Annotated in this window: 25 protein-coding genes; all 25 read right to left on the bottom strand. The window is 68.7% G+C overall.

Translation table 11 applies throughout. The features are described from left to right. Nucleotides 1-16: 16 nt before the first annotated feature. Nucleotides 17-991 (bottom strand): phage tail domain-containing protein, encoded by a 975-nt coding sequence (locus HJD23_RS36010; RefSeq protein WP_171117777.1) that lies wholly within the window; start codon nucleotides 989-991, stop codon nucleotides 17-19. Next, nucleotides 992-3790, bottom strand: a complete 2799-nt coding sequence (locus HJD23_RS36005) for a hypothetical protein (protein WP_171117779.1) — start codon at nucleotides 3788-3790, stop codon at nucleotides 992-994. Between the two features lie 136 nt (nucleotides 3791-3926). Continuing rightward, nucleotides 3927-4373 (bottom strand): hypothetical protein, encoded by a 447-nt coding sequence (locus HJD23_RS36000; RefSeq protein ID WP_171117781.1) that lies wholly within the window; start codon nucleotides 4371-4373, stop codon nucleotides 3927-3929. 13 nt (nucleotides 4374-4386) lie between these two features. Continuing rightward, nucleotides 4387-4914: a hypothetical protein gene (locus HJD23_RS35995; protein ID WP_171117783.1), complete on the bottom strand. Its 528-nt coding sequence runs from the start codon at nucleotides 4912-4914 to the stop codon at nucleotides 4387-4389. A gap of 14 nt (nucleotides 4915-4928) precedes the next feature. Further along, complete coding sequence (locus HJD23_RS35990; protein ID WP_206326326.1) at nucleotides 4929-5408, bottom strand: hypothetical protein; 480 nt, start codon at nucleotides 5406-5408, stop codon at nucleotides 4929-4931. After that, nucleotides 5408-5581 carry a hypothetical protein gene (locus HJD23_RS35985; RefSeq protein WP_171117785.1) on the bottom strand — a complete coding sequence of 58 codons (174 nt, stop codon included), beginning with the start codon at nucleotides 5579-5581 and terminating at the stop codon, nucleotides 5408-5410. Before HJD23_RS35985 ends, HJD23_RS35990 begins: the two co-directional genes overlap by 1 nt. Beyond that, nucleotides 5578-5910 (bottom strand): hypothetical protein, encoded by a 333-nt coding sequence (locus HJD23_RS35980; RefSeq protein ID WP_171117787.1) that lies wholly within the window; start codon nucleotides 5908-5910, stop codon nucleotides 5578-5580. The genes HJD23_RS35985 and HJD23_RS35980 overlap by 4 nt, the downstream gene beginning before the upstream one ends. Before the next feature lie 11 nt (nucleotides 5911-5921). Further along, entirely contained in the window at nucleotides 5922-6362 is a 441-nt protein-coding gene (locus HJD23_RS35975) for a hypothetical protein (RefSeq protein WP_171117789.1), read from the bottom strand. 11 nt (nucleotides 6363-6373) lie between these two features. Next, complete coding sequence (locus tag HJD23_RS35970) at nucleotides 6374-7189, bottom strand: hypothetical protein (protein WP_171117791.1); 816 nt, start codon at nucleotides 7187-7189, stop codon at nucleotides 6374-6376. Between the two features lie 12 nt (nucleotides 7190-7201). Further along, the gene (locus tag HJD23_RS35965) at nucleotides 7202-7615 is read right to left on the bottom strand and encodes a hypothetical protein (protein ID WP_206326327.1); all 414 of its coding nucleotides are present in this window, start codon (nucleotides 7613-7615) and stop codon (nucleotides 7202-7204) included. After that, on the bottom strand, nucleotides 7612-7923 hold the full coding sequence (locus tag HJD23_RS35960; protein WP_171111918.1) for a hypothetical protein: 312 nt from the start codon (nucleotides 7921-7923) through the stop codon (nucleotides 7612-7614). The genes HJD23_RS35965 and HJD23_RS35960 overlap by 4 nt, the downstream gene beginning before the upstream one ends. 70 nt (nucleotides 7924-7993) lie before the next feature. After that, nucleotides 7994-9481: a phage major capsid protein gene (locus HJD23_RS35955; protein WP_171117793.1), complete on the bottom strand. Its 1488-nt coding sequence runs from the start codon at nucleotides 9479-9481 to the stop codon at nucleotides 7994-7996. Next, a complete protein-coding gene (locus tag HJD23_RS35950) occupies nucleotides 9481-10452 on the bottom strand; it encodes an HK97 family phage prohead protease (protein WP_171117795.1) in 972 nt (323 codons plus the stop codon). The genes HJD23_RS35955 and HJD23_RS35950 overlap by 1 nt, the downstream gene beginning before the upstream one ends. 1 nt (nucleotide 10453) lies before the next feature. After that, nucleotides 10454-11839: a phage portal protein gene (locus tag HJD23_RS35945; RefSeq protein ID WP_171117797.1), complete on the bottom strand. Its 1386-nt coding sequence runs from the start codon at nucleotides 11837-11839 to the stop codon at nucleotides 10454-10456. Further along, nucleotides 11836-12027 (bottom strand): hypothetical protein, encoded by a 192-nt coding sequence (locus HJD23_RS35940; protein ID WP_171117799.1) that lies wholly within the window; start codon nucleotides 12025-12027, stop codon nucleotides 11836-11838. The genes HJD23_RS35945 and HJD23_RS35940 overlap by 4 nt, the downstream gene beginning before the upstream one ends. Further along, nucleotides 12009-14624: an LAGLIDADG family homing endonuclease gene (locus HJD23_RS43140; protein WP_206326328.1), complete on the bottom strand. Its 2616-nt coding sequence runs from the start codon at nucleotides 14622-14624 to the stop codon at nucleotides 12009-12011. The genes HJD23_RS35940 and HJD23_RS43140 overlap by 19 nt, the downstream gene beginning before the upstream one ends. Further along, a complete protein-coding gene (locus HJD23_RS35920; protein ID WP_240981010.1) occupies nucleotides 14560-14844 on the bottom strand; it encodes a hypothetical protein in 285 nt (94 codons plus the stop codon). Before HJD23_RS35920 ends, HJD23_RS43140 begins: the two co-directional genes overlap by 65 nt. 376 nt (nucleotides 14845-15220) lie before the next feature. Beyond that, a complete protein-coding gene (locus tag HJD23_RS35915) occupies nucleotides 15221-15664 on the bottom strand; it encodes a hypothetical protein (RefSeq protein WP_171117801.1) in 444 nt (147 codons plus the stop codon). A gap of 6 nt (nucleotides 15665-15670) precedes the next feature. Continuing rightward, nucleotides 15671-15856 (bottom strand): hypothetical protein, encoded by a 186-nt coding sequence (locus tag HJD23_RS35910; RefSeq protein WP_171117802.1) that lies wholly within the window; start codon nucleotides 15854-15856, stop codon nucleotides 15671-15673. Between the two features lie 3 nt (nucleotides 15857-15859). After that, on the bottom strand, nucleotides 15860-16150 hold the full coding sequence (locus tag HJD23_RS35905) for an HNH endonuclease (RefSeq protein ID WP_171117804.1): 291 nt from the start codon (nucleotides 16148-16150) through the stop codon (nucleotides 15860-15862). Nucleotides 16151-16164: 14 nt separating this feature from the next. Then, on the bottom strand, nucleotides 16165-16437 hold the full coding sequence (locus tag HJD23_RS35900) for a hypothetical protein (protein WP_171117806.1): 273 nt from the start codon (nucleotides 16435-16437) through the stop codon (nucleotides 16165-16167). Between the two features lie 133 nt (nucleotides 16438-16570). Continuing rightward, nucleotides 16571-16795, bottom strand: coding sequence for a helix-turn-helix domain-containing protein (locus HJD23_RS35895; protein ID WP_171117809.1), 225 nt, complete (start codon nucleotides 16793-16795; stop codon nucleotides 16571-16573). Nucleotides 16796-16925: 130 nt separating this feature from the next. Further along, entirely contained in the window at nucleotides 16926-17441 is a 516-nt protein-coding gene (locus tag HJD23_RS35890; protein WP_206326330.1) for a hypothetical protein, read from the bottom strand. A 99-nt stretch (nucleotides 17442-17540) separates the two neighbouring features. After that, a complete protein-coding gene (locus HJD23_RS35885; protein ID WP_171117811.1) occupies nucleotides 17541-17996 on the bottom strand; it encodes a hypothetical protein in 456 nt (151 codons plus the stop codon). Nucleotides 17997-18005: 9 nt separating this feature from the next. Then, nucleotides 18006-18614 (bottom strand): zinc finger-like domain-containing protein, encoded by a 609-nt coding sequence (locus HJD23_RS35880; RefSeq protein WP_171117813.1) that lies wholly within the window; start codon nucleotides 18612-18614, stop codon nucleotides 18006-18008. Between the last annotated feature and the right edge of the window lie 49 nt (nucleotides 18615-18663).

Here is an 18663-nt window from a genome sequence, read left to right as displayed (position 1 = left end):
TCCACCCCCTCGCCGGTCAGGCCGTCTCGTACCTGGGGTTGAAAGACATGTCGACGGCGGAGGTGGGCCCGGAGCCGTCCAGCTGGAAGGTCACGGGATTGTCGCCAGGGTCCAAGCCCCACAGCACAGCGTCCGGCCAGTTCAGGGACCCCACCCAGTTCGAACCGTCCTGGTAGCGGACCTGCACCGGGTCCGTGCGGACCGTGACCTTCTCCCCGGCGAGCAAGTTGCCGTGTCCGACTGCGGTCGGGTCCAGCTCGAACGACTCGCCCGTGCCCTGGTGGGTGAATGTCACCAACGACGCCGGGCCGGTGATCGTCCAGGTCGGCCACACCACCGTGTCGCCGGGATTGGTCACGGTCGTGGCGCCGAGCACCTGTGAGGAGCTGACGGACGGGTACGGCTGCAGGTAATCCTCGCCGGTGCCCTGCTGGCGGTGCACGGTAACGGTCTCTGCGTCCACCCAGTACGGGTCCTCGCACCACAAGGTGACGACCGCGCTGTCCCAGGTGATGCCAGTCGCAGTCCGCCCCTGGCCGTCCCAGCCTTCCTGGTAGTAGACGGCGATCGTGCGTTTGGTGCCGTCCGGGCGGGCCACCTCCAGCGTGCCCGGAGTGCGGGTGCCGTCCGGCCCGCGCCGCAGGGTGCGAGTAAAGGCCCTACTGAGGGCCCGCCAGTTCGCGGTGAACGCCATGTGGTCGGAGCCCTTGACGAGGACCGGCCACACGATCGTGCGAGGCTGCGGCTGCACATGCCGCAGCCGTGCCCCGCCGCGCGGATGCGGATCAGAAGTCAGCACATACGGTGCCGCCCCCAGCCCGGACACGCCCTCCGCGAGCGTGTACCACTCGGCGCTCAGATCGGTCATCGGCCAGCGCGTGCCCACCGGATCGACGTAGGTGACCGACGCATACCCGATCTCCGGCAAGTCGACCGGTGGCGGGGTGTCCGGCTGCGGCGGTGTGACAACCGGCGCTGTAATCAGGGGCATCTACCGGGGCCTCCCCACACGCTGCCGCGCCTCCTCCTGCCGCTGCCACAGCCTGAAGTCGTCGAAGTCGACGACAGACTTCCGGGCATTGAACGTGTAGTTGTTGACTACGCTTGGCCGCTGTTCGCCTGACGATGGCGCCGACGCCGCTGGCATGCCCGGTTGTGGTGCGGCACGGCCGATGGGGATTTCCTTGGCGTTGAGGGCGTCGAAGAATTCCTGCCCGTAGTGGTCGACGGCCGCCTCGCGCACCATGTATTCGCCGGTCGACCCCCATAGCAGGATGCTGTCCGACGTCGGAGTGCCCGGCCCGCGCAGCAGCCCGCCGTCGGGGAATCCCGGGATGAGTCCACCATCGGCGTAGCCGCGGATCAGGCCGCCCTGGGCGTAGCTGCCCGGGCGCAGCCGATCACGGTTGCGTGCCTCGCCGGTGGCCCCCTGGACGATGTACCGGGTGACCACGTAGGTGGTGGCTGTCTTGCCGTCCAGCCCGTTCAGCTGGCGGCGCGCCGCTTCCAGCTGTCGCGTCAACTGGTCGATGTTGGCTCGGACCTTCGCCTTGCGCGAATCGGGCACCCGCTTCAGCTGGGACTTGGCGCTATCCAGCTTCTTTTGCAAATCCTCCATGTTGGCTCGGAGCTTCGCGGTCTTGTCGGGCGTCTTGAGGATCTGGTCGGCGAGGCTCTTTGCCTCACCCCGGGTGAGGCCCATCTGGACGGCGCTCGCGATGAGCTTCTGGCGGCCCTGCTCGTAGATACCGTTCGCCTCCGACCAGGATGCGCCAGACTCACGCGCCGCGGTCGTCGCCTCGTTCGTTTTGGCGGCCAGGTCGGACAGTGCCCGGTATGCGCCCCGCCCCTTCTCTGTGGTCAGGTCCAGCTTTCCGCCGTTCGCGGCCCACACGTTGCCGTACTCGCTGGCGGCTTCGGCTGCCTTGTCGATGGACTCCTCGAACGCGGCCTGCGCGTCGAGTGCCGCTCGGTTGACCTCGTTCAGCGCGATGATGGACTGGCGGAGTCCGTCCGCGCTCTGCTTCTGCGCGTCCAGCTTCGCCTGCACTTCCAGTGCCTGGTCGCCGAAGGCGCCCATGGCTTCGGCCGCGAGCTTCTGCTCAAGGGCGTGGCCGGCGAGCGCGTCGTTGTAGCCGTCCAGCTCGGACCGGAACTGTGCCGCTTCCTCACCCTGTAGACCAAGCTTCTTGACGAACATGTCCGCCGCCGCGGCAGCCTCGGGCAGGCGCCCCTCGGAGACGAGGGAGGCGAGCGCCTGGTCGACACCGTCGATCCGTTCCTTGGCTTGCTCGACGCCGGTGGAGTCCATGCCGAGAAGCTCGGCCCAGCCCTGGAGGAAAGCCTCCATGTTGGACGGCTTGTAGATGGTGTCGAGGGCGGCGGACAGGGCGCTGAGGTCGGCGCCGTACACGCGCAGGGCTTCGCCGGACACCTTCCCGGACCTGCCCAGTTCGATGAGCGACGTGGACAGCTTGTCGATGTCCGGCTGCGGCTCCTCCGCTGCCGACGACAGCGAGCCCAAGGTGATGAGCAGCAGACCAATACCGGTGCCGGCCATGGCGAGCTTGGCGGTACGGGACAGGGCGCCGATGGCTGCTCCGGTCGCGGCGAGCGGACCTGGGGCTGCGGCTGCGGCCGTGCGCATGGCGGCGATCTGGACGCCGAACGCGGCCAGCGCCGTGCTCGCGGCGGCCATGCCTGCAGCGGCCAGCTTCACCGCTTTGATGGCAATGGCCAACTGGAGGATGACGGCGATCGCCTCCGGCGGCACCGCAGAGACGATGCCTGTCAGGACGTTGACGACATCGAGCATGCCGACGCCGACGTCGGCCCCGGCTTCCAGCACGTTGAGCAGGGCGTCGGCGACGTTCTCCAGGGTGTCGGCCACGACGGGCCCGACCTCCCGGGAGTAGTCCCACCACTGCTGCAGCTGGCCACCGTCGTACTGGCCGCTCTGCAGCTTGGCCAGGAAGATCGTCAACCGGTCGACGCCGTTGGTGAGGGTGTCCGTCGCGAAGTGCTCAAACCGTTTGGCCATGGCGTCGAAGCCCGGCGTGGCGATGGCACCACCGACGAGGGTGATCAGGCGGTCGAACTGGCCGGACGCGCCCTCGACCAGCCCGGTCGTCTTGGGCAGCAGTTCATTGGTGACGGCGACGCCCTTGATGAACGGGGCCATCACGTCGTCAGAGAGCGCGTCGCTCCACTCCTGGTAGTTGTCCTTCAGCAGACCTACCGCGACGGCGGCCTCACGGGTGGCAGGCGGCATCTTCGCTAGCTGCCGCTGGTACTCCAACTGCGCCTTGATCGCTTCCTCGGACTGGGCGCCGGACTCCGCGACAGCGTCCTCGTACTTCTGCTGCGCTTCGACGGCCTCGCTGATGGCGGAGATCTGGGGACCGAGTGCGAGCGCGTAGGCGCCAGCCGCTACACCGACAGCGCCGAGCTGCCCGGCCAGCACAGCGGCCGATCCGGCGAGCCCGGCCACAGCCGGGATCGCCGCGGGCAGCAGGCTGATCAAGTTCGCCTTGAGGGACTCACCGAACGCACCGGCCGCGTCCGACATGGACGTCATGCTCCGCCGGACCGCGCCCGCCCTGTCGTCGACCAAACGCTGGGCTTCGGCCAGTGACAGGAACCGGCCTTGCAAGTCGCGCAGGTTTCCGTCAGCGTCGGCGGTGATGCCGGCCAGCCGCAGCCGCAGCCGGTCCGCGGAGTCGGCTGTCCCGTTCATCACGCGCGACAGTTCGTCCCGGCCAGCGAGGGTGAAGGTGAGGCGCTCCGGCACCGGCCACCTCCTTACCGCGTGGCGGCGTGCTGCTGGACCCAGGCGACCAGGCGCAGGAACCGCTCGATGGACAGCCGGTCGATCTCGGATGGCTGGATGTGCAGGTAGTGCATGAGCAGCGGCTCGTACTGCTGGATCAGGCCGCGGAGTCCTTCAGGCGGCGCATCAAGTGGCCTTTTCCCAGGGCGTCGAGGGCAGCGTCGACGTCGTCCGGGTTGTCGGCCAGCTTCCGCAGGTGCGGCGCGACCGCGTCGATGGTGCTGTCCTCGCTCTTGGCGAGCGCCTCGCGCATGATGTTGGTCAGGGCCTCGTCGATCTCGACGCGCTCGATGCGCGCCCTGAGCCGACGCCGCCAGCCCGGAATGTCGAACTTGTCGAACTCAAGGCCGGGGTCGTCACGGCGGCGGAACGCCCACAGGACGGCCCGCATCGCGGTGGGGTCCTGCGCCTGCAGCCTGCCCTCGATAGCCCGCCAGGGCACGTCGCCCATGGCTTCCTCGATGGCCGCCGCCTCCAGCGCCGACAGGTCGTCGGTGGACACGCGGAGCGCGGTGCCGTCGTCCTGCACATGGGTGATGATCATGTGGGGTTCCTTTTCACTGGAGATTCCGGCGGACATCGCCGAGGATCCGCTCCACTTCGGCGCGCATGCGCGGCGTGCCAGCCGCGACGGTGCGCGACCACCAGCCCGCCTGAGACCTCTGGTTCACCCAGCGCTTGCGATTACCGAACACGGGGTGCCGCAACCGGCCGTCCTTGTTGATCTGGTTGAGCACGTTCCTGGCCTTCGGTTCGATCCGGCTTCGGTCGATCCAGATGCGCGCGCCCGGATTGCCCGTGGTGCGCACAGAGAGCCGGACACCGCCAGCGAGCATCTGCCGGAATGGGCGCGTTGTCGGCGATGGCCCCCCGTGCGGAGTGCGGCCGTCTCGGTTTCGCTTCCGCCCCTCGGACTGCAAGGGCATTGTTCGCACTGCGTTCTGCAGGTCCTTGTGCAGCGGCTCGGCCGCCCGCCGGATCCGGCGGCCCATGTTCTGCCGCAGCCTCGGGCCGCCCGCGCTGCGCAGGCGGCGGGAGACTTCCACCAGCTGACCGGTGCCCAGGATCTGTACCGAACTCGGCATCGCCCAGCCTCCTCTCAGGCGGGGATGGTGACGTTCTCGGCCGGCTCGGACGTGATGGCGAACTGGGCCATGATCTGCGCCGCCTGATCGAGCTCACGCACCTTGGCCTGTGAGGTGACCGTCACGGGGTAGACGTCCATCGTCTGCCCGGGCACGTCGCCCTCGTCCATCCACACGATGAATCCCGTGGCCTCGCGGGTCAGCAGGGTGCGGACGTCGTCGCCGTCCTTGGAGGCCCAAAACGTGAGACTGGAGTCAGCGGCAGTGATCTCACCGCCCACGACCGGCGTGAACCGCGAGCCGAGGGCCGGGGTGGGAACGGTGCCGGACGTGGTCTGCCAGCCCGCCATCGCGCCGGTCTCGCCCTCCAGGGCCGTGCCCGCGTTCAGCTCCGCCCGGGTCGGGCTGTTCTTGTTCGCGATCGCCGGTACCCACAGCACCTTCGTGGTGCCGCGCCGGTAGTAGCGGATCGACGCGTTGATCGGAGTCGCCATCAGCTTTCATCTCCCCTCAGGGTCTGCCGGCGGCGCCTCGCCGCGGCCTTCGTGGTCTTGTCCGGCCGCTCCGTGACGACCTGCCAGCCCGACGCCTGGTAGTGCGGCACCGACACCTCGTCAACTTCGATCTGCTGATCAAGATCGGGGTGCGACATCGTCACCTGACTCATGACACCGGCACCCGGATGACAGCGACCGTCACCGAGGTGACCGCGTCGTAGGTGATCGCGGCCCGCCCGGTCGACGGGTCGCGGTAGTCGTTCGTGACGGGAATCGCGACCTCGGCGCCAGCCGCGACGGCCACCTGCCGGTCGGCGATCGCCAGACCGTTGACGGTGCCCGGCGTCACCAGCGTCACGGTGTGGCTGGAGGCATCGTCGTTCTTGACCAGCAGCAGCACACCGGCACCGGTGGCGCAGTCGTCACCGCCCGCCGCCGCCGCGGTGTACGCGACAGCCGCGCCGGTCAGCGGCACCACCGTCGTCGTGAGTGCAGCCATGTCGTGTCTCCTTAGGTGAAGGCGCGGCCAGCCACCGTCAGCAGCAGCACGGCCTGCACGCCCTGATTCGTCTGATCCTGGGTCAACTGGGTGGCTTCGATGCCGGCTTCCAGCGAAGGCAGCCCGATGCTGGGTTCGGCGCGCAGCCACGCCTCGACCCGTGCGCCAATCTCGTAGGCCCGGGCGCGGGCGGCCCGCACATCGGTGTCACCTCGCTGGGAGATCGCCGCGACGGTGACCTGGAACTGCTCCTCGCGGCCAGTGCGCAGGTCGGACCAGCCGCCCACGCTCTGCGCGGCCTGGAAGTCGCCGTTCGGGTCGCCATCAAAGCCGACGATCAGCCAGTCCATGGCCGAGTCGTCGGTGACCTCCGGGCCATCCGACACGCGGACGTCAGACAGGTCCGGATCCGCCTTTCCGAGCATGACCAACTGATCGATGATCTCGGGCACTCGTGAGCCCACTACGCCACCCCCGGGGGAAGTCGGTCCGGCTCCAGCAGCTGAAGCGCGCGGTTCGGCACGGCATAGCCGAGGCCGGGGATGGGTTCGGTGACGCTGTAGTCCTCGCCGCCGCCAGCCAGTCCGCCGCGCGCGGGCCGCTGGGTGCGCCACAGGTGCTCCAGGATGATGCGCGCCCCGGCGGTGATGTGCTCCTGCACGACCATGCGGCCGGCCCGGTAGGTGAAGAGCAGCCGACCCGACAACCGACCACCGTCCAGGCGGAACACCTCGCCGGTGGCGCCGTCCACGTCCAAGTCGTCGACCGCGTAGGCGGTGCCTCCCGCGGTCAAAGTGTCAACGGCTGTCACGGCGATGACAGGTGTCTTGAGCAGCACGACCGTGCGTGCGTCACACACCTGGTGCTGCTCAGTGAAGGAGCGCGGGACGACGGGGCCGACGTAGTACTCCACGGCCTTCGTCGTGGCGTTGTTCCAAAATCGGATCTCGTCGTCATCCCGCGCACTGGTGATGTTGAGATGCTTCTTGGCGTCGGCCAGCGAAAGGATCGCCGGGGCCGCTGCCTCCTGCACGTCGAAGACATCCGTGTAGGCGGCGGCCGGCCCGGTCCACACCCAGCGCACCGAGTGCCGCCCCGGCTGCTCGGTCACGTAGTCGGCCCTGTAGACGCCCGTGTCCTCCTCGGTGACGGCTGGCGTGGCGGCCGTCCCGTCCGGCAGGGTTACCGTCACAACGGCCGTCGCTGCAGTGGTGAGGGTGCCGCCCGGGTCCCGGCACTCTCCGGTCAAGCGCACCGTGGCGCCGAGATCGAACGGCACCGCTGCCCCCCGTCAGGCCCTCGCGGGCGGCATGTGCCGCGGCCAGCCCAGCAGGATCACTGCGTCGTAGAAGCCGCCGGTCACCGGAGAGCCGGTGACGTTGACGACGACGCGAAGGTACCGCTGGTGCCCGGTGTAGCCGATCTCGTAGACGGTGCCGTCGTTCGCCGACGTGATCGCGGGCTCGCTGCCCTGGAGGAACTCGTCCGCAACCGGCGTCCACACCGAGTTGTCCGGGGAGTCCTCCAGTACGACGGTGTGGGTGCCGTCGGTGACCACACCAGCGTTGACGACGGCCATCGCCGAACGGAAACCGCCCTCGTCGGTCATCCGGTCCACAGCGGCCCCGGTCACGGTCGCGGTCCGCTCGGCGGCCGGCGCGATCGTCGGCCGGGTCAGCGCCGTGTTGTACAGGCTGCGCCTCATGATGCCGTCCCCTCCTTGGCACCGTCCGCAGCCTGCGGCCCGGACTGCTCGCTCTCCTGCTTGGCGGGCTTGGGCTTCGCCGCCGCCTTCTTGACAGCCTGCCGGGTCAGCGACCGGCGGCGGCCCGGCGCGGCCGACGCGTCCTCGACGCGGACGGGTTCCTGCACGGCTGCCTCGACATCCTCGAACAGATGCTCCCTCCCCTTCAGGACAGGGTCGTCGTCGCTGACGAGCGCACCCACCCTCATCACTCGGGGCACACCTCGCACCGACGCCGCGAACGACGCCTTGCAGCGCTTGATCGCCACAGCACATCTCCTCTCTGCGCCGCGCGGCCCGGAAGCAGAAGGCTCCCGGGCCGCGCGTCAGGTCGTCGTGTCAGGCGGTGGTTTCGACGTTCAGCAGCCGCATGCCGGCGTTGTTCACGCTGTCGGCACCGACCCGGTACCAGGCGTACCACCCACGCTGCCCCGTGGGCCTGCGGTTGGTGCCCACCAGGTGCGGCAGGAACTCGATCGTCATACCGATCCGGTCGGCGATGACGTAGTTGGACAGGTCGCCGAAGACGAGGATGTAGTTGTCGGCGGTCACGGTGGCACTGAACGTGCCGTCCATGTCCTCAGACTCCAGCGCCGGATAGCCGAGCAGCTCGTTCGGCTGGCCGTTGCCGATCCGCTCCCACAGGTCCGCGCCGCCGGACGTGTCGAACTGGCGCACCAGGTTGTAGATGCGCTTGTTCGCCACCCACGAGCCGTTGCGCCGGTAGCGGGCCGGGAGGGACTCCTCCATCTTGTAGATGTCCGCCGCCGCGAACGTCTCCGGCGTGGTCGGCGCCACCTCGCTGGAGGTGCCGGCGAGGGCGGTGACGATGCCGGTGGGCTGTCCGGAGCCGGTGCCCGTGGCGAACGCCTCGGCCTCCAAGATGTCCTTGCCCTCCGCGAGGAGGCGTCCGACTTCGGTGGTGACGTTGGCTTCGTCCTGGAGGGCTTCGATCGAGATCGGGACGAACCCGTCAGCCTTGTGGACCGGCACGGTCGGCTGGCCGAAGCTGGGGGCGTTGTCCCCGGCCTCGGAGCCTTCCGCCGCCCACCGCCACGACACCGCGCCGGCGGAGACGCCGTTCCACACGTCGCCGGTCGCGATGACCTTGCGGGCAGCCATGCGGATGTCCGACTTGGACCCGTCCGACGTGAGGATGATCGTCGGGTCCAGCTGGAACGGCACCAGGTAGCCGCCCTCATTGTCGGTGAGAGACATCGCCCGCTCCAAGGCGTGCTGCTCCTCCGGCGTGATCATGTGGGCGTGGCCGCGGGCCATCTTCGACCAGGCGCGGAGATACTCCGGGGAGCTGGTGGCAAGGCAGAGTCGGGCGATGGTGCCGTTCTCGTCGTCCCAGCGCTCCATGATGTCCGTCGCGGTGGAACGGATGCGGTCGTTGCAGCCCCGCATCTTCTCGATCGCCGACTTCGCGCGGGATCGCAGCTCGGTACTGATGTCCTCCTTCGACCGGCCGAAGACCCGCATCTCGGACAGGTCCCACGGGTTGCGGAACCGGCAGTCCTCCACCGAGTCCGGGTGCAGGATCGGGTCCAGGTCGTAGGAGTCGCGGGAGTTGACCGGCGTCCCGCCCTCGATCTTCGTGGCGGACGGGCCGCGCTCGATCGCCGTCGTCGAAGACCGCACCCTCTCCAGAGCGGCCTTGCGCTCCAGCTGGCGGCGGTGGTCGTCGACCTCACCGAACTCGCGGGTGAGCTCCTCGAAGGTGCGCTCGTCCTCGGCCGTCAGGTCGGTCTTCTCGCCGAGCCTCTCCAGCTCGTCCTTGATGTCCTTCAGGCGGATCACCGCCTGGGAGTGGCTGAGTTCCATCAGCTCTCGTCCTTATCGATCTCAGCCAGGCGCGCGCCCATGAGATCGGTGATCTCACGGATGTTGCTGCGCAGACGCATGGCATGCGGATTGGGTGCTGACGGGTGCTCTGGGGCGAGCGGCGCGTCGGCGGTGTTCGGGGTAGGCGGGTGCCCGTCCTGGGGCGGCGCGCCAGTCGTGCGTGTCACGGCCGGGTGCTCCTCATGAAGCGGCGCGGCCTTGGGGATCTGGTGGTCCGGCTGCTGGTACAGCAGCACGGCGGCGACCTCGCGGCGAAGCTGCGGATCGTCGGGCACCTGAGGCGCCGCGGTCGCAGCGTCACGCGCCAGCGAGGCACGGATCTGGCGGGTCATCTGGTCGCTGTGAATGAGCCCAGCCGCCATGTCCCGGGCTCGCACAGACACGCTGGTGCCCACGTAAGCGGGGAAGACGACCGGCCCGAGCTCACGGCATTTCAGCTCGATCAACTCACGTTGCAGCGGTCCGCGGTCGCCCGGCATCCACAGAAGGTCCAGGACCTCTTCCGGCTTGACCAGCTTGCCGTTGGCGTCGCGCCACTCCTCACGGACCACCTCGAACCGGAAGCTCATGCCGTTCACGGTCTGCTCGGCGATCGCGTCACGGATCGGCTGCATCAGCCAGTTGTCCGTGATCCGGCCCTCCACGTAGAGGCCCTGATCGTCCTCCCGCAGGTCCGTGATGGAGCCGATCGGGATGCTGCCGATCAGCGGGTGCCGGCCGTGGTCGAACTGCATGACCGGGGTGTTCTCGCGGATCGTCTTACGGAAGGCGCCCTTGCGGATCGTCTCGGTGAAGTTCCCTTCCCACGAGTTGATCTCGGTCGGCTCGCCGAACAGGGCGGCGTACCCGGACAGGGTGCGCCCGTCGCCCTCCTCGTCGGCCTCGGCGCGCAGCATCTGGAACGGCGCCGACCGCTGGAGGTCGCGGGCGACGGACTGCATGACGGGCATCTCAGGCCCCTCCCTCAATGGGTCGAAGTGCGTCCTGGAGTTCACCGATCAGGGCGCGGACGCGGGAGGCCGGCGGCCCTCCCTCTCCGGGTCGCTGAAGCTGCACGGAGAACAAGCCGGTATGGACAAGCAGAGACCAGTCGTTGGCCGTCACCGCGGCCATCACCGACTCGGGGGTGTATCCGGCGTCGACCAGCGTGCGGATTGTGCGGGACTGCACACCCTGGATCTCCGCAGCGTCGCGGGCGTCCTCACGAAGAAACGGCACGTCCCTCGCGTCGTACCAAAGCCGCACCGCCCCAGACAGGCCACCGCCTGGCGGTCGCACAAGGCGGCCGAACGATCCTGCGGCGTTCTGCCACAGCGGATGGATCGTCCCGTCCGCGAAGCGCCGGCGGGCCTGCCCGTAGTTGCTGTACGTCGCCGCCTGCAACCCCTCGGACAGGCCGACGATGATGGGAGGCACCCCCGCGGCAGCAGCCACGCGTGTCTCCCCGGCGCCCTGGACCTTCGCGAAGTCCAACTGCTTAAAGTCGGCACCGACCACGGTGACGTCCGCGCCACCGCCCAGGTAGAGCGTCTTGTAGGCGTTCTCGACGCCGCGGTGGTTGGCCTCCATCTTGGCCTTGAACTTGGCGAACGCGTCTGGGCTCACCTCGCGCGCCAGCCGCACCACCATGTTCGGCGTCGCGGCGTTCTCCAGGAACTTCCGCTTGTGCGTGGCCATCAGGTTGTCGTTCTGCGTCTCCCGGATCACCGGCGTCAGCCACGACATCCCCCGGTACGTCGCAAGCGGGTCCGGAACCGGCGCGAAGTGCGCCACCTCATCCGCGAGCAGCGGCACAGGCTCCTCGCCCGGCTCCTGGTAGACGTAGCCGAGCTTCCGCCAGCCGAGGACACCCCCGCGCAACTGGCGCCGCTCCAGCACGATGTACGTCCAGTCGGGACGCAACCGCACCAGCTCGTCGTCAGCGACCGTCCAGTAACTGTTGCCGCTCAGGTCAGCGTCCTGGATCACCCGAGACAGCAGATCCTGAGTGGTACCGCCCATCCACGGCTCCTCAAGCAGCCGCAGATCCTGAGTGCCGAACATCTGACTGGGGGCACCGTTGTTGAGTCGCTGCCAGATGAACCGCGGCGCCGAAAACACCATCTGCCGGGCCACCATGCAAGCCCAGACCACCGGGTTCGTCGCGAACAACTGGGCGTACCCCGGCAAGTCCCCCGGGGCCTTCTCCGCCGCCTGCCCGGGCTGCGTTTGCGTGATCCCCAGCGCCGACCAGCCGCCGTACCCAAGAGCCTCCTGAAGCGCCATCGCATAGTCGTCGATGGTGCTGATAGCCCGCGTCTCGTCACGTCCGCGAGCGGCCCGCCACAGGCTCGTCACGGGCCGCCACCCCCGCCATCAGCGTCCACGTCCTGCAGCAGCAGGCAGTACGCCACCAACAGCACCCCGCCCACGACCAAACCCACCGCGAGGCCGAGCCCGAGACCGGCACCCACCGCCGCCATCGCACCGCCCGAAACCACGCCCGCCCGAGCGCGGCCCGCCGGCGTCACCCGAATTCGGCCCACGGTTCCACCTCCTCCTCCGGCTCCTCGATCTCCACGAAGACGCCCCAACGTGCCTGCGTCACACCGACCAGGGGCGTGATGTCCACACCAACCCCGCGCCGGGCCCACGCCCACGCCTCACCCAGGTCGCGCTTACGGGCGCCCGCCAATGCGGTCGCCAGCGGCGCCTGGTCCAGGTGACGAACCCGGCCTGAGACCACGGCGTCGTAGAACTGGCCGGTGGCCTGGACGACATCCCGCGTCTTTGTCTGGACGACCGGCATGAGGAGCCGAGGCTCCTCGTCCTCGTCGACCTCGGCGTCCGGGTCGACCTTCAGCTTCTCGACCACCTCGGTGATGAGCGCTCCCGCCGGGCTGCCCGGGTCGATGACCACGCAGCGCGGCCCGTGACGTTCCGCCAGCTCCCGCAGGCGGCCAGGAACCCAGTCGGTGCCGGGCCGGTTGTCGACGACCTCGACGTGCACGAACTCACCGTTCCGGCCGGCCGCACAGATCGACGCGTGCGACCGCTCCGGTGTGACGTCGACGGCCAGGGCCACCGGGTCGTCCATCTGGCTGTCGCCGTCCGCCAGCGCCTCCCAGACGTCCTTGCCGATGACCGCCCACGCGTCGCCCTCGTCGGACGGGTACTCCCCCACCCCGAGCCGCTCGCGGGCATAGCCCTCAGGGCTCAGCGTCGCCCGCTCCTTCGCCACCTTCTCCAGCGTCAGCCGGTATCCGACGGCGGGATTCGCCTTCATTACCGCCTCGTCGGAAGCCGGGTCGTCATGGGCCGTGCAGCCCTTCGGGCACTCCTTGACGTGCAGGTTCGCCGACCACTCAAAGTAGGCGAGCGACGGGTCCGGAGCACCCACCTCGATCGCCGCCAGGGCCCGCTTCCGTAGCCGCGCCAGTTGCACCGACAGCGCGCCAATGCCCGCCGACCCCAGGTACCAGATCTGCGGGTCCTCGACGGCCGCCATCGTGGGCAGCAGGGCGTCCATCTCGTTATCGCCCAGGATCATGTCCTCGTCGAGGATGTTGCAGTGCCCAGTGAAGCCGCGACCCGATCCCTTCGAGCGGGCGATGAAGCGGAGCACCTGGCCGCTGTGCAACTCAATGCCCTCTTCACCGACCGTCTGCCGGTACGTCCTCACACGTTTATGCAGGTCAGGAGTCTGTCGGATCAGGCGCTCGATGCGCTTGAACGCGGCCTTCGCCGTGTTGTGCGTAACCGTGAACCCGCGGCCGACGACGAAGCAGCCGGACTCGTGGGCCACGGTGATGCAGCGCGTGGGCCGCGTCGGGACCAACTCGATACCGACCACGGCGTTGTAGCGCGATCGCCCAGACTTGAGCCGTTTGATGGCAGCGTTCTTCCTCGCAAGTCGGAAGGGCTCGCTGGAGCCGGCCGAGAACTGCACCCGGTGCATCGCACCCGCGTCCTGGCCATTAAGGGACGCACGGAACTCCCGCAGTGTCGCCCGGTAGCCCAGCGAGCGCACCAGCGACGCCACATCCTCCATCAGGTTCCGGTTCACCATGGTCACGGCGACCTGGTGCGCGGACACGGTGCCGTCCGTGTCGAGGACTCCGGCCAACAACGCGCGCCGCTGCTCTATGGACGCCATGGCGTACACGTCAGGGATTCGCTTGTCACCCAGCACACCAACGTCCCGCAGGCGAGCACGCAGGCCATACACGCCCACGCAGTACACGCGGCCATCGGTCCGCTTGTCCGGCGCGACGTGATACTTCTCCCCGAGCGCATCCAGAACAGCAAGGAAGTCCGGCAGGTCCTGCGCGCCAACCGTGAGCCGGCCACCGCTGACGTCGCCATCCCCGAGCCATGCGCCGAGCAGGTATGGGTCTATGGGGAGGTCAGCGCGCGGCGAGTCGAACGGCTCGGACAACTCCACCCGCCACCGGTACACATTGCGATCCCGGCCCCCCTCGCGCTTCCACGTGTGAACCAGGCCCGCCGTGCGCATCGCCTCGGTGGTCACGACGCGCTGCTGCACGGCACCGGAGCGGCTGACCTCGCTGACCTGCCACAGATGGCCGGAGCCAGCGACGAATGACTGTCCGTCGGCAAACGTCACCCGGTAGCAGTGACTCGTGGTCAGCACAGGGTGGGCGGCGAGCACCTTGGTCGGCTGCCCGTCCGGGCCGTACACCTCGTCGCCATCGCGGAGTTCACCCATCGTCGACCAGCCGCGATTCGCGGTCAGAATCGGGGTGGTGACATCCAGGTCTTTGAACTCGTGCGCCGAGTGGAGGATCAGATCCTCGCCGCCAATGAACAGCCCCCACAACTCCCGGGCCTCGATCAGCGCGCCCTTGCCGTTCTGCCGCGGCACGTTGACGGCCACCTCGAACGCCGACCAACTCCCGTCCGGCTTCTCCCCCATGCCGACCCGCAGCACGTGCTGCTGCCACGGGTCCAGGTGCAGGCCGGCTCGCGCCGCGAGATCGATCGCTTCCTGCCCGGCGCTCGACACGGACGGCGGGGCAATCTGGATCGGCGGCGTCTGCCAGCCGTATGCGCTCCCGTCATCCGTCGGCGACCCGCTCGCGGGCTGCCGCTCGGCGCTTCGCTCGCTGCTCAGCAATGTCATCGACCGCGTCCCCCTTCGACTGGACGGGCGCGAGCTTGCGCAGGTCAGCCATGACGGCTCGCAGTTCGCGGGCGGCGACCGCCCGGGCTGTCGGCGCATCGGCTTCGTCGACCGACCGGGCAAGGCTGGTTGCCAGTTCGGCCAGGCCAGGCGAGACCGGTTCGATACCGAGCTGGTTGATCTCTGCATTGATCGCGTCGGTGACCGCCCCCAAGATCACCACCCCCGTCACACAGTGTCACATCACACAGAGTGACGGCCACTAAAATGGTCGAACTCAGTTCGCGCGAATAGATCTTGAAATCGGGCCGCGCAAAAAATCGGGCGACAAGGGCGGTTGGGTCGCCCGGTCTTCAAAATCCACGATGACCAAAGGCCCCCTCCCCTTGCCGCAGAGCACCTGCATCTCTGCTGCTCAGCGCGACAATTGCTGAATGTGACTGAGCTGAGCGTGAGCGTCTCGCCTCGGGTGTCCGGCCACTCGGCCCGCACTCCGTCGGGGGGTGGTGCCGCCTGCCCGGGCCGGGGCCCCTGCCCTGCACCCTGCCTCGGTGGCAGGGTGCACGATGGGTGACCGAGTCCGGGGTAACGGTGCGTCACCAGGCGCGGGAGGCCTGGCGACCGGCTGGCTTACCTCGCGGCTGCTTGGCCTGCTGTGCGTACCAGCGGGTGGCCACGGCCTGCAGTCCTGGCGCGCGCATGTCCTGGATGCGCTGCATCACGATGTCACGGCCTGGGTCCACAGCGACGATCTCAGCGCCGTGCCTGCGGTACCGGGCCAGCCACTTAGGGCTGGGCATGGTGTGGATCAGGTAGACGTCAACCTCGTCGAGGTGCTTCACAGCCTCGTCGATGGCCGCGTACCGGGCGCGGTGCGCAACCCTCATGGCGACTGGGTGCTGCGACCAAGCGGGGGCACCGGGGCCCATCAGAGCCTGGGTGATGCGGTCCAGGTCGATCACGATGTCCGTCGCCCGGGCGCGCGCCTCGATCCACGACGACTTGCCTGCAGCCGGCGGGCCGGTGACGACGTAGAGCACACCGCGTCACCTCCGCCGCTGACACCAGGCGTTGCCGCAGTCGATCAGATCAGGGTTGGCGAGCTGATCGGTGAAGCTGTCAGGCGGGGTGCTGGGCTCCATGCCGAGCTGCCGCTCAAGCCGCGCGGTGACGGCGTATGACGCCCGGTCGTGCGTCTCGCAGCGACGGGCGATCCGGCGTAGCAGGCTCACCGATCACCACCTCCGTGAGGACCGTACCGGCTGACGCATATGGTCGGTGCGGTTCCCGCGGGCGCTGTTGCAGCGGCGGTGTGCGCTGCGGGCGTTGGCCGGGTCGAGGAGGTCACCACCGCGCGAGAGAGGCACGGCGTGATCGAGCGTGAAGGCGTCCCGGTGGCGGCCAGCCAGCGGGCCGGTGATGTCGTAGCGGATCTGCCCGCCGCACCACCAGCATGGCAGCTGGAGTGCGCGCTGAGCGTCGCACAGCCTGCGGTAGGGGCGCCCGTTGCGCGGGTTGCCGGCCACGGGCGCCTCCTTGACTACTGGCTGTCGTCCAGAAGTTCGCTCATGTCGACGTCACCGTTCTCGTCGATCAAGCCGCTGTCCTGTAGCCGCTGCGAGAAGACCAGCGCCTCGTAGTCGTCCTGAGAAAGCCCTTCGCAGGCTTCAGGTCGGTCGTCCTTGAGGTCGACGGTCGTGGTGGCGAGCACCTTCTGGCAGTCCTCTGCGATCTCTTCTTCGGACTTGCCGCAGGCGGCGGTGAGGGCCGCGAGGGCGAACAGGGCGGCTACGGCGGCTGTGCGGGTTCTCATGGTCCCCCCAAGGACGTTCTTTGCTGAGGGGGCATCATCCGGCCTGTGAGGGCGCGGTGTACGCGCCGTGGCCGTGTTGTGACGTTGAAGCCCCGCCGCCCGGGGACCGGAGCGAGCGCGGGCGGCGGGACGATCAGGCGGCGCGGGCGCCGGCGGGAAGCGGAGGTGGGTCGCCGAGGTTCACCTCGCCGGTCCACTCGTCGACCGTGCGGGCGGGCAGCTCGTGCACGTCGTAGCGGACGGTCTTGCCGCTGCCGTAGCGGGTGATGCGGCCTTCGGATGCCCACCGCCAGATCGTGCCTACGGAGCGGCCCGTGTAGTGCGCGGCGTCCATGGCCGTCACGAGGGCTGGAGGCATCGGACACCTCCCCCGGGAACGTCTAAAGGGCCACCGCGCGCGCGATGACCCTTTAGACACGTGTACTAGGTTGATCCGAGTTTGCTTCGGTGCTGGTCAGAATGTCAAGTGGCCTCTGGTGTGCAGCGGGTCAGCCGAGGCTCGCGGCCAGTTCCCCGTTTTCGGCTTCCTCCGCGCTCAGTTGCACGGTGCCGCGATGGGACACTTCGACCTTGTAGAACTTCTCGCCCTTGGGCACGTCTTCGATAGCGATGTCGAACTTGCAGGTGAAGGAGTCGTAGGTGGAGTCGCCGAGCGACCCGGTCGCGATGACGTCTCCCGAGGCGCCGTACACCGTGACGCCGGTACCTTCTGCGATGTCGTCATAGCCGCTGTCGTAAGCCCCTCGACAGCCGCCATTGCCATCGCTGTCGGTGCTCTCAGTAAGTTCGAAGGTGCCTTCGAGCGTGAAGGTGGCGGGCTCCGAGGGGCCGCTGTTGGCGGTGATGGCCCAGATGCCGCCGACGGCCCCGGCGCCGAGTGCGACGCCGAGGAGTCCGGCGGCGAGCGGGCTGAGTCTCTTCTTCGCCGGCTCCGGCGCGGGCATGGCGGGTGGTTCGGCGGGTGGCGGCAGAGTGGTTGGCTGCTCGGGAATGTCGCTCGTCATGGTCCCCCCAGGGATGTACGGAAACGGGATCGTACTGCTGAATGATGTTGGTACGGGATGGTCGCGGCGAGGTTCACCGATTCGAGATGTAAGCCGCACCTACTGCCGGTTGGTGTTCTTGACCCAGACGCCGCTGGTGCGGCTGTGGACGGTGGTCTGCCGGACGTTGCCGTGGAAGTGCTGGTGCACCTCCGGCTCGGGCTTGGCGCCACGCAAGAGCTTGGCAACGGCGACAATCGGCACGGCGATCGCAGCGGGCGCGGCACAGATCATCCCGATGACGACGGGGTCGGCGTACCTAGAGGCCAGCATGACGCCGATGGCGATGGCGCCCGGCGGGATGGTGGCGGCGCCCGCGGACAGCATGACCGTGCTCAGGTCGACGGCCTTCTGGCTCATGGGCGGCCGGCCGGGCTGCGGGACGGGCGGGGCGGTTCCGTGGCGCGGGAGGGGGGTGTCGTCGCGGAAGGCGGTGGGTCGGTAGGCGTCGGCGATGAGACGGTCGGCTTCCTTCTCGGCGACCTCCTCGCTCATCGGGATGGTGGGCTCGGGCATGCGGTTCTCCTATTCGATTTCGCCGGTGCCGTGGCATACGGAGCAGCGGACGTGGGTGTTGCCGTGAAGGCGGGATTCGATGGCGTGGTGGCCCTTGCCGCGGCATGCGGGGCAGGGGTTGATGGGCTCGGGCGTGTGATCGGGGTCGGGCTCGTGGCCGCCGGCTTGTAGACCCCAGGCGGCGCCGAGGGCTGCAGCTTTGGCGGCTGCGACGCCGTTGCGGACGGGCTGCTTGGCCGCACGGATGACGGCGCGCTTCCGCCGCTTTATCGCGGGTTTGATGAGGCGCCGCCAGTAGACGCGAGTCCAAACCTGCTTGATGTCGTCGACGGTGACGTCGGGGTAGAGGATCCCGGCGAGGACCGCACCGCCGACGGTGACCTCGAAGACGTCGTCGTCCTCGGCCCGCGCGCGGCCGGTGGACGCGGCCTTGATCTCCTTCAGCATGCCGAGGGTGATCAGGGGGTCTTCCCAGCTGTGGGACTGCCAGCAGTTGCCCATGACGGGGAAGGCGTCGACGAAGCCGGTGCCGTCGAGCGTGAACGCCTCGGAGGCGCACTCGGGGCACGTGTAGGGGTGCCCGTCGATCGTCATCTGCTGGATCTTCAGGGTGAGCATCGGCTTCGGACCTTCCTCGCATATAGGTCGGACAGGGGTTGGACGGGGC

Source organism: Streptomyces sp. Z423-1 (assembly GCF_013009255.1).
GTDB lineage: Bacteria > Actinomycetota > Actinomycetes > Streptomycetales > Streptomycetaceae > Streptomyces > Streptomyces gossypiisoli.
Note: the sequence above shows the minus strand (reverse complement) of the source record. Positions and strands in the feature narration are given on the sequence as shown.

Bases quoted from the DNA above. Each gene is read 5' to 3' on its own strand.
- HJD23_RS35990 (WP_206326326.1), bottom strand. From the start codon at position 5,408: ATGGCGACTCCGATCAACGCGTCGATCCGCTACTACCGGCGCGGCACC.
- HJD23_RS35880 (WP_171117813.1), bottom strand. From the start codon at position 18,614: ATGCTCACCCTGAAGATCCAGCAGATGACGATCGACGGGCACCCCTAC.
- HJD23_RS35995 (WP_171117783.1), bottom strand. From the start codon at position 4,914: ATGCCGAGTTCGGTACAGATCCTGGGCACCGGTCAGCTGGTGGAAGTC.
- HJD23_RS35895 (WP_171117809.1), bottom strand. From the start codon at position 16,795: ATGCCTCCAGCCCTCGTGACGGCCATGGACGCCGCGCACTACACGGGC.
- HJD23_RS35950 (WP_171117795.1), bottom strand. From the start codon at position 10,452: ATGCCCGTCATGCAGTCCGTCGCCCGCGACCTCCAGCGGTCGGCGCCG.
- HJD23_RS35955 (WP_171117793.1), bottom strand. From the start codon at position 9,481: ATGGAACTCAGCCACTCCCAGGCGGTGATCCGCCTGAAGGACATCAAG.
- HJD23_RS35890 (WP_206326330.1), bottom strand. From the start codon at position 17,441: ATGACGAGCGACATTCCCGAGCAGCCAACCACTCTGCCGCCACCCGCC.
- HJD23_RS43140 (WP_206326328.1), bottom strand. From the start codon at position 14,624: ATGACATTGCTGAGCAGCGAGCGAAGCGCCGAGCGGCAGCCCGCGAGC.
- HJD23_RS35900 (WP_171117806.1), bottom strand. From the start codon at position 16,437: ATGAGAACCCGCACAGCCGCCGTAGCCGCCCTGTTCGCCCTCGCGGCC.
- HJD23_RS35885 (WP_171117811.1), bottom strand. From the start codon at position 17,996: ATGCCCGAGCCCACCATCCCGATGAGCGAGGAGGTCGCCGAGAAGGAA.
- HJD23_RS35980 (WP_171117787.1), bottom strand. From the start codon at position 5,910: ATGGCTGCACTCACGACGACGGTGGTGCCGCTGACCGGCGCGGCTGTC.
- HJD23_RS35965 (WP_206326327.1), bottom strand. From the start codon at position 7,615: ATGAGGCGCAGCCTGTACAACACGGCGCTGACCCGGCCGACGATCGCG.
- HJD23_RS35985 (WP_171117785.1), bottom strand. From the start codon at position 5,581: ATGAGTCAGGTGACGATGTCGCACCCCGATCTTGATCAGCAGATCGAA.
- HJD23_RS36010 (WP_171117777.1), bottom strand. From the start codon at position 991: ATGCCCCTGATTACAGCGCCGGTTGTCACACCGCCGCAGCCGGACACC.
- HJD23_RS36000 (WP_171117781.1), bottom strand. From the start codon at position 4,373: ATGATCATCACCCATGTGCAGGACGACGGCACCGCGCTCCGCGTGTCC.